We start from the raw sequence: 10,083 nt of genomic DNA, 5'->3' as shown, positions 1-10,083 counted from the left end.
TAGGGGGTAATAGTCCCGTAAGTGAAAACTATGATAATCAGTTCTGCACCAGAGTACCACGAGACACGTGAAACCTTGTGGGAAGCAGGGAGGACCACCTCCCAAGGCTAAATACTACCTGATGACCGATAGTGAAGCAGTACCGTGAGGGAAAGGTGAAAAGAACCCCGGGAGGGGAGTGAAATAGAACCTGAAACCATGTGCCTACAACCGATCAAAGCACCTTATGTGTGTGATGATGTGCTTTTTGTAGAACGAGCCAACGAGTTACGGTATGTAGCAAGGTTAAGTACTTAAGGTACGGAGCCGAAGGGAAACCGAGTCTTAATAGGGCGACTAGTTGCATGCTGTAGACCCGAAACCGGGTGACCTATCCATGGCCAGGTTGAAGCGAGGGTAAAACCTCGTGGAGGACCGAACCACGTTGCTGTTGAAAAAGCATGGGATGAGCTGTGGATAGCGGAGAAATTCCAATCGAACTCGGATATAGCTGGTTCTCCTCGAAATAGCTTTAGGGCTAGCGTCGGAAAATGTGAGTAGTGGAGGTAGAGCACTGAATAGGCTAGGGGGCATAGCGCTTACCGAACCTTATCAAACTCCGAATGCCATATACTATCAGTCCGGCAGTCAGACTGTGAAAGATAAGTTCCATGGTCAAAAGGGAAACAGCCCAGATCGTCAGCTAAGGTCCCAAAGTGTAAGTTAAGTGGAAAAGGATGTGGGATTTCTAAGACAACTAGGATGTTGGCTTAGAAGCAGCCACTCATTAAAAGAGTGCGTAATAGCTCACTAGTCAAGAGATCCTGCGCCGAAAATGTCCGGGGCTCAAACTTACCACCGAAGCTACGGGTTCACACTTATGTGTGAGCGGTAGAGGAGCGTCGTAATCGGGCTGAAGTCGTACCGTAAGGAGCGGTGGACTGATTACGAGTGAGAATGTTGGCATTAGTAGCGAGATGTAGGCGAGAATCCTACAGGCCGAATATCTAAGGTTTCCTGAGTAAAGTTTGTCTTCTCAGGGTTAGTCGGGACCTAAGGCGAGGCCGAAAGGCGTAGTCGATGGACAATTGGTTGATATTCCAATACCACTATAATCGTTATTATCGATGGTGTGACGGAGAAGGATAGGATGTGCCAGCTATTGGATGCTGGTCTAAGCGTTAAGGGAGTCAGAGTAGGCAAATCCGCTCTGGCAATTCTGAGGCGTGATGGGGAAGGTTCTACGGAACCGAAGTATCTGATTTCATGCTTCCAAGAAAAGCATCTAGAGAGAGAAGTAGTGCCCGTACCGCAAACCGACACAGGTAGATGAGGAGAGAATCCTAAGGCCGACGGAAGAATTGCAGTTAAGGAACTAGGCAAATTGACCCCGTAACTTCGGGAGAAGGGGTGCCTGAGAAATCAGGCCGCAGAGAATAGGCACAAGCAACTGTTTAACAAAAACACAGGTCTCTGCTAAAGCGAAAGCTGATGTATAGGGGCTGACGCCTGCCCGGTGCTGGAAGGTTAAGGGGAACACTTAGTGGTAACGCGAAGGTGTGAACTTAAGCCCCAGTAAACGGCGGCCGTAACTATAACGGTCCTAAGGTAGCGAAATTCCTTGTCAGGTAAGTTCTGACCCGCACGAATGGCGTAATGACTTGTGCACTGTCTCAACTGCAAATCCGGCGAAGTTGTAGTGCGAGTGAAGATGCTCGCTACCCGCGATTGGACGGAAAGACCCCGTAGAGCTTTACTGTAGCTTAGCATTGAATTTCGGTATTGTCTGTACAGGATAGGTGGGAGACTGGGAAACTAGGGCGTCAGCCTTAGTGGAGTCGTTGTTGGGATACCACCCTGATAGTATTGAAGTTCTAACTGGATGCCATGAAACTGGTGACAGGACATTGTTAGGTGGGCAGTTTGACTGGGGCGGTCGCCTCCTAAAATGTAACGGAGGCGCCCAAAGGTTCCCTCAGAACGGTCGGAAATCGTTCGAAGAGTGCAAAGGCAGAAGGGAGCCTGACTGCGACACCTACAAGTGGAGCAGGGACGAAAGTCGGGCTTAGTGATCCGGTGGTACCTCGTGGGAGGGCCATCGCTCAACGGATAAAAGCTACCTCGGGGATAACAGGCTGATCTCCCCCAAGAGTTCACATCGACGGGGAGGTTTGGCACCTCGATGTCGGCTCGTCGCATCCTGGGGCTGAAGTAGGTCCCAAGGGTTGGGCTGTTCGCCCATTAAAGCGGCACGCGAGCTGGGTTCAGAACGTCGTGAGACAGTTCGGTCCCTATCCGTCGCGGGCGTAGGAAATTTGAGAGGAGCTGTCCTTAGTACGAGAGGACCGGGATGGACTGACCTATGGTGTACCAGTTGTTTCGCCAGAAGCATAGCTGGGTAGCTAAGTCGGGAAGGGATAAACGCTGAAAGCATCTAAGTGTGAAGCCCACCTCAAGATTAGATTTCCCATAGCGTAAGCTAGTAAGACCCCTTGAAGACTACAAGGTTGATAGGTCAGAGGTGTAAGTATGGTAACATATTTAGCTGACTGATACTAATAGGTCGAGGGCTTGACCAATAAATAATCAAGTTGTAATACATTAAAGAAACTATGTGCAATTTTGAAAGAACAAGGAATACAAATCACTTTAGTGATTTGCATAAGTTCATTCAACCAAATCATAGATTTGGGAATTCACTTAATCTCGTGATGATGGCATAGAGGTAACACTCCTTCCCATTCCGAACAGGAAAGTTAAGGTCTATAGCGCCGATGGTACTGCACGGGCGACTGTGTGGCAGAGTAGGACGTTGCGAGGTATTCTTGTAGAATACAAGATTTAAGTTAATATTTTAACTTAACGGATCTTTAGCTCAGTTGGTTAGAGCAACCGGCTCATAACCGGTAGGTCTAGGGTTCGAGTCCCTGAAGGTCCACCATGGGGGTATAGCTCAGTTGGGAGAGCACCTGCCTTGCACGCAGGGGGTCAAGAGTTCGAATCTCTTTATCTCCACCAAAAAAAGTCATGAATTATATAATTCATGACTTTTTTGTTATGCAAACAAGTAAGAAGATAAATTCTATCGATATTTCGGATAATATAATTGATATTAATATTATAAAATTAAGCAAAAATAGTAGAACTATTAGGTAAAATGAATTAAAAATACTAATTATTAAAGTGTACAATTAAAAGAATATAATATATAATTTATATGTAAAATATATGCAAAAATGTATTTAGACATACAATGTATTAGATGGAGAAAAGATTATTAATGTGAGAGGGGAGAATTATGGTACGAACTATTGTCTGCAAAAAAGATGGATGTAGTGGTAATGAATTTAATATAGTAACAGAAGATGATAGATTAAAATTAACATGCAAAGATTGTGGAAGTACTTATTATTATGACGTGAGCTGTTATGAGTTTATGATGTTGTCGAATTGTGAGCAATGTAATAATGATACGTTCAAAGTATTTAATAACTTAGAAAAACAAGGTATATATGCGAAGTGTACTAAGTGTGGTTCTCCGCCAGAAAAAGTATTTGTTGATGATGAAGGTATACAAGTAACGTATGAGTCAAAGTTGTTGCAAGATATAAAACAGTTTATGTATCAGATTGATCAAAGGATATGCAATCTTGAGATGAAGATCGATGGATTGGAAAAAGGACAAGAATTATTAGAAGAATCTCTTGCATATATAAATAGGTACATGTCAGAATGAACTCATTATATAGAATTACTATTACTTATTTTTAAGGATTTTGCCTATGTTGATTTAACAGAAATAAAATGTAAGTTAGTATATAATGATGAGAAGAGATAATTATTATATATGCCATTATTATGATTTATTTAGAAGAGGATAGAAGATGAGAAACAAAAGAAAGATAGCAATTAACTGGATATTATTAATTATATGGATGGGCGTAATATTTATTATGTCGAATCAGCCCGCTCAAATATCGGATTCTCAGAGTATAGGAGTGATAAAATTACTTTCTAGTATAGGAATTGATATTAATGGAGTTTTTGGGCAGCTCGCTAATTTTGTTGTCAGAAAATGTGCACATTTTATTGAGTATATGATTCTATCGCTACTAACGTTTAATGTATTAAATTTATACGTTAATACTAAGAGGGTTGTTATTATAACAATAATAATAGTATTCATTTATGCTTGCACTGATGAAATACATCAGTTATTTATAGTAGGAAGAGAAGGAGCTATTAGAGACGTCATAATAGATACTTTAGGTGGGATTACTCTCATAATAATTAAATTATTAATAGATAGTTTAGCCAATATTAGACAAGTTAAAAAAGATAAGGTATAAAGTATATAATTTATTATTTAATTGAACTGCAAGATTATTAATAAATTATATTAAGCTTTATTACAATAGGAGTTTATAGTCGAAGCATATCATGAATCTTGAAACATGAATGATATGCTTCGACTATAACTCCTATTTTAAATTTATTGTGAAAGTAGCAACGGACTTATTGTTGTAGGTACATATATTAATTATTAGAGATTTTGAAATAAAGAGGCGCTGTTTATTCGTTGAGCAAAATTATTTTTGCAGTCTAAACTTGACTGTGTCTATTATTTTGAAGAAAATATATATACAAATGAGAAAAATCAGGCCGTCAAAAATTGAATTAAAAAGAAATAACTGTTTAGCGGTATCAGCTCTACCATTACCTATAAACGGCATAGGAAATTGAGCAATGCTAATTAGAATAATAGTCCAAAGTAGGAATATTTTATTTTTTGTTTCTAAATTAGATTTATTTTTTATATACTTATAAAAAGAGAATAATATTACAGATAAATAAATCAAAATTATAAATAGCAGACTTCTAGGAAAGAAGTTCTCCCTGATGTATGACCATAAAGTAAACTTATGGAATTCGCTAGTAGAAGCTTGGTTATCGCTTTGGGAATACTTACCCAATGATGTACTGGTATAAAATGCTTTACTTACTGTATATTTCATGCCACTAAATAACCTATTAGGATGTCTTAAATAGAATTCAGCAAGTTTTAAATTACTAATTTTATCATAAAATTCCGAATAGGTCGCTTCATCTCTAGGAAAATACTTTACATATTCATCTACATCGAGGTAGGCATGTTTTCCAGCATCTACAGCCATATCTGGATTGAGGCCTAAATCTATTAAGTCTTGTTCAGGTGTCTTAGAATCATTTAGTATACCATAAAAAACTGAGTTGTACTCTGTATCTTTACACAAATTACTACAATTTGTACTAACTCCAATTGGATAAACAATTACCAAATAGATAAATATGCACAAAAAAGCTTTATTAATTTTATTTAAGTAATACTTATTATCCCATACTATTTTTATGAGAAAACATACGACAAAGGGTAATGCAGTAAGCACCTGTAGTTTTGAACCTAAGAATAAGAATGATGAAATTAATATATAAACTACTTTTAGTGTTATATGTTCAGTTTTTCTCATAACATATTTATAATTTATATAATTAAGAACAGATGAAATGAATAATAATAGTGTGGTTAACATCATTGGTTCTCCATACAAACTGTTAAACCAAATTAGATAGTTGCCATCAAAGAATACAAACAATATCAGTAGCGCTATAAGTAGAAATTTGAAACTATTTTTTATGTTCAGAGATTTTAATATTATGCTAAAAGAAAGAATATATATGATACTGTAGACAGTAGCTAAGTAGTGAGTTTTAAAAATTGTTACTCCCATAAGTTTGGAAATACAATTAATAAGTACAATTAAATAACTTAAACTACATCCGGTAATTGTATCAGAAAGATCATCTAAAGGAATAATCTTATAATCTGTTATTATGTACTTATAAAACCTAGAGAAGTTGGGATTACTTGAATCTGAATCTAACAAAGTTAAACCAGAAATGCTCATAACTCTATCAAAATCGCCTTGGTCAGCAACTCCTACTTGAGGCTTGGTAAATAATATTCCAATAGTTATTAGAATGGCAGATATGATAAATAAGATATTATAACTTGTTGGGCGTATTTTAATCTTCATTAAATCTTTCCTCCATGTAATTTAGATTTAAAATTTAAATTAATATGTACCCTATAATACCCGATGATAAGATTATACTGTTTTTATATTAATACCACAATGAGAGGCAAGCATTAAATTATAAATTTAATAATAAAGAAATGATTTACAAGAATGTTCAGAAAATTGTGACAATAAGGAGGATTTGATAAAAGAATATAGAATATTATTTAGTACAGAGCATTATGAATTGAAAGGCAGGTGGATGCCAATTTCTAAGTAGATTATGGAATTGGCAGAATTTATGAAGGATTATAGTATTAAAAATTTAAGAAATGTAGGATTAATGGGACACAATGGCACAGGAAAAACTTCTTTAGCTGAAAGTATTTTATATTATTCGAAAATAACTGATAGGTTAGGGAAGATTGAAGATGGAACTACGGTTTTAGATTTTGATACCGAAGAGAAGAAGAGACAATTCTCGATTGCACTTTCAGTAGCTCCAATTGAATTAGACCATGTTAAGATAAATATTATAGATATTCCGGGATATGCTGATTTTCAGGGCGAATGTATTGAGGGGATGAGAGCTGTAGATGTAGGCATGATAGTTGTAAGTGGAGTTTCTGGAGTAAAGGCTGGAACTGAAAGAGCATGGGAATATTGTAATAAAATTAAGTTACCAAGAACGTTCTTTATAAATAAATTAGACAGGGAGAATGCCAGTTTTAATAAGGTACTAGATTCTCTAAAAGAGCAATTTGGAATAAGTGTAGTTCCAATTCAATATCCAATAGGAGAAGAAGATAATTTTAAAGGAGTAATAAATATTATATCTAAACAAGCTAGAATATATGATGTTAGGACTAAGAAAATAGAGATATTAGACATACCAGAGGAATTAATAGATGAGGTTGAAAGATGTAAGAAAATGATAATGGAGGCAGTGGCAGAAACAGATGAAATGTTACTTGATAAATATTTTAGTGAAGGCGAATTAAGTGATGAAGAAATATATAAAGGTTTAATTAGTGGATGTGCTAGCGGAGATATTGCACCAGTTATGTGTGGAAGTGCGACTAAGATTATAGGAATGGATTCACTAGTTGATGACATTATAGAGTGTTTTCCTTCACCAGAATATGCAATCCCTCAAAAGGCTCTAGATGTATTGAAAGATGAAGAGGTTTTCATAAGCTTCGATCAGGATAAGCCATTTTCTGCGCTAGTATTTAAAACTATTGCAGATCCGTTTGTAGGAAGAATATCGTTCTTTAGAGTTATGACAGGTGAAGCAAAAGACGATATGACTGTACTAAATGTTAATAAGGAAAAAAGTGAAAAATTATCTCACATTTGTTTTATTAGAGGTAAGACTCAAATACCTACAAAGAGAATAATTGCCGGAGATATTGGAGCAATCTCTAAGCTTCAGTACACAAATACGGGAGATACTTTAGCTAGCCCAGACTTTAAAGTAATGTATGATAAGATGAATTTTCCTAAAACAGTTTATTCAATGGCTGCTATACCACAAGCTAAAGGTGATGAAGAAAAAATATCTCAAGCTTTAACCAAGTTAAAAGATGAAGATCCTGTTCTTGAAATAGATAGAGATATAGATAATGCTGAAATTATTATTTCAGGATTAGGAGAGACACATATTAATGTTATAGCAAGTAAGATAAAAAATAAATTTGGAGTGGATGTAGTATTAAGTTTGCCCAAAGTACCGTATAAGGAAACTATTAAAGGTCTTTCAGATGTACAAGGAAAGCATAAGAAACAATCTGGTGGACATGGACAGTATGGTGATGTTGTAATTAAATTTGAACCTAGAACCGATGGAGAAGAGGATTTGGAATTTGTTGATAACGTTGTAGGAGGTGCTGTTCCAAGGAATTTTATTCCGGCAGTAGAAAAAGGATTAAGGGAATGCATATCACATGGGGTTTTAGCAGGGTGCCCAGTCATAGGACTTAAAGCAACTCTTCATGATGGGTCATATCATTCTGTAGATTCATCTGAAATGGCATTTAAGGTTGCGGCATCTATAGCTTATAAGAAAGGACTTGAACAGGCCAAGCCAATTCTATTGGAACCTATAATGAAAGTAGAGGTTATATTGCCTAATGAATATATGGGGGATGTAATAGCAGATATAAATAAAAAGAGAGGAAGAGTAATTGGGATGGAACCAGAAGATAGTAAACAAAGAGTTACGGCTGAGGTTCCGTTTGTAGAAATAAGAAAATACGCTACGGAATTACGTTCTATAACTCAGGGGAGGGGAATATTCTCAAAAGAATTTGTAAGGTATGAGGAAGTTCCGGAAGTTGAAGTATCAAAAGCTATAGAAAGTATGAGTGAGCAAAGAAAGTAATTAGTAGTAGTTGCTGATAGTAAAGAAATGAAATAATTAGTGGTCAGCATAATGCATGTTTCTCATCAGAATTTCTGATAATTAATTTTAATTATTTTTATGACAGATTGGACAACTATAAATAAATCAATTTCATTGGGAGATTTATAGTAGGACAATCTGTCTTTAATTATTTTAGTAGTTTATTTTGAGATATGAGGTAAATTTTACATTAGAGTAATGAGGATAAAATTACTTGTAATGATCCATACTATTTTTATACTTGTTTAGAAGAATAGTTAATTATTGTATTAATAAGGAGGTTGAATTAATGTCAGATTACACTATGGACATTAGTGGAAATATAGAATTAAGTGATTACAGCAATATATTTGATTATTTAAATATTATAGATAAAGATGATAATTTTGTGATAAGGGTTGATAGGAATAATAAGAATGATATTAATTTAATTAACACAATGCTTCTGGATAATCAGTTTGTTATTAGTTATACGCAATATGATGACTTGGGTAACTACTACATAAGCGCAAATAAATGCTCTTCTCAAAATAATATTTAAAATACTGGTTTTAATAAAGCAACATAATATAGTATAATGTTTATTAGAGTAAATTGTTTTTAATTGGGATATTAATAAATGAAGGAGAGTTATATTATGCAAAAGTATGTTGTAGGAGTAGATTTAGGAGGCACAAAGATAAGCACAGCATTATCTGATTTGAATGGAGAAGTAATTTGCCAAACAACAGTGCCTACAAATGCACAAGAAGGAGAAATTCCAGTATTAAATAGAATTATTGAATCTGTAGAAAAAGTAATTAAAGATGGATCAGTAGCATATGAAAATATAAAAGGAATTGGTATCGGTTCCCCTGGACCATTAGATGCTGAAAAGGGAACTATAATTTATACTCCAAATCTTCCATTTAAGAATTTTAATTTAGTTGAACCACTAAATAAAAAATTTGGAGTTCCAGTATTTTTAGATAATGATGCAAACGTTGCGGCTATTGGAGAATACATGTTTGGAGCGGGAAAAGGCGCTAAAGATGTAATATTCTTTACAGTAAGCACTGGAGTAGGTGGTGGAGCTATTTTAAATGGAAAAGTATATAGAGGCCATACTTCAAATGCTTTAGAAATTGGTCATATGACAGTTGCACCAGATGGTCCAAGATGTAATTGTGGAAATATAGGTTGTGTAGAAGCAACTTCATCAGGAACTGCAATTGCAAAAAGGGGACAAGAAGCATTAAATAGTAAAGTTGAAACTTCGCTAAGAAAATATGAAACTGTTACTTCATATGAAGTGTTTAAAGAAGCAGCTGAAGGAGATCCTGTTTGTATAGATATAGTTAATACTGCATTAAATTATCTAGGAATAGCTATAGCTAATTCAGTAGCTATTTTCGATCCAGAAGTGATCATAATTGGTGGAGGAGTATCAAAAGTTGGAGATATTGTTTTTGATACAGTGAGAAAAGTTGTAGATAAGAGATGTTTTAAATCTATGGCAGAATCAGTTAAAATTGTGCCAGCAGGTTTAGGAACTGATGCAGGGGTTGTAGGGGCAGTAGCGTTAGCACTGTTAGAAACTGAAGAAAAATAATGATACTGACTCATGTAATCATGTTAAAGTAAAGGCGTTTCTAGGTATTATAA

General features: G+C 35.5%; 6 protein-coding genes, 2 tRNA genes and 2 rRNA genes. 9 read left to right on the top strand and 1 reads right to left on the bottom strand.

Annotated features, from left to right (window positions below; all coding sequences use genetic code 11):
• The 6 genes from D2A34_RS05300 to D2A34_RS05275 all read left to right on the top strand — a co-directional run.
• Positions 1 to 2,558: ribosomal RNA gene (locus tag D2A34_RS05300) — 23S ribosomal RNA — on the top strand; the annotation flags it as partial.
• Between the two features lie 125 nt (positions 2,559 to 2,683).
• Positions 2,684 to 2,800 (top strand): 5S ribosomal RNA (rrf, locus tag D2A34_RS05295).
• Positions 2,801 to 2,843: 43 nt separating this feature from the next.
• Positions 2,844 to 2,920, top strand: a tRNA-Ile gene (locus tag D2A34_RS05290).
• A 1-nt stretch (position 2,921) separates the two neighbouring features.
• Positions 2,922 to 2,997, top strand: a tRNA-Ala gene (locus D2A34_RS05285).
• Positions 2,998 to 3,277: 280 nt separating this feature from the next.
• The gene (locus D2A34_RS05280; protein ID WP_079442225.1) at positions 3,278 to 3,715 is read left to right on the top strand and encodes a hypothetical protein; all 438 of its coding nucleotides are present in this window, start codon (positions 3,278 to 3,280) and stop codon (positions 3,713 to 3,715) included.
• Positions 3,716 to 3,863: 148 nt separating this feature from the next.
• Positions 3,864 to 4,328, top strand: coding sequence for a VanZ family protein (locus D2A34_RS05275; RefSeq protein WP_079442226.1), 465 nt, complete (start codon positions 3,864 to 3,866; stop codon positions 4,326 to 4,328).
• A gap of 240 nt (positions 4,329 to 4,568) precedes the next feature.
• Here D2A34_RS05275 and wsfD read toward each other — a convergent pair whose 3' ends face one another.
• Positions 4,569 to 6,053, bottom strand: coding sequence for a glycan biosynthesis hexose transferase WsfD (gene wsfD / locus D2A34_RS05270; protein WP_119365943.1), 1,485 nt, complete (start codon positions 6,051 to 6,053; stop codon positions 4,569 to 4,571).
• A 283-nt stretch (positions 6,054 to 6,336) separates the two neighbouring features.
• On the opposite strand from wsfD, the gene fusA reads away from it, so the two are divergent.
• From fusA to D2A34_RS05255, 3 genes are all read left to right on the top strand, one after another.
• A complete protein-coding gene (gene fusA / locus D2A34_RS05265; protein ID WP_119365971.1) occupies positions 6,337 to 8,418 on the top strand; it encodes an elongation factor G in 2,082 nt (693 codons plus the stop codon).
• A gap of 310 nt (positions 8,419 to 8,728) precedes the next feature.
• Positions 8,729 to 8,980, top strand: coding sequence for a hypothetical protein (locus D2A34_RS05260; protein WP_119365942.1), 252 nt, complete (start codon positions 8,729 to 8,731; stop codon positions 8,978 to 8,980).
• Positions 8,981 to 9,076: 96 nt separating this feature from the next.
• Positions 9,077 to 10,030 carry an ROK family protein gene (locus tag D2A34_RS05255; RefSeq protein ID WP_119365941.1) on the top strand — a complete coding sequence of 318 codons (954 nt, stop codon included), beginning with the start codon at positions 9,077 to 9,079 and terminating at the stop codon, positions 10,028 to 10,030.
• Positions 10,031 to 10,083: the final 53 nt, after the last annotated feature.

The sequence above is a fragment of the Clostridium chromiireducens genome (genome assembly GCF_003575225.1).
Lineage (GTDB): Bacteria > Bacillota > Clostridia > Clostridiales > Clostridiaceae > Clostridium > Clostridium chromiireducens.
This window is presented reverse-complemented; position numbering and strand designations above follow the sequence as displayed.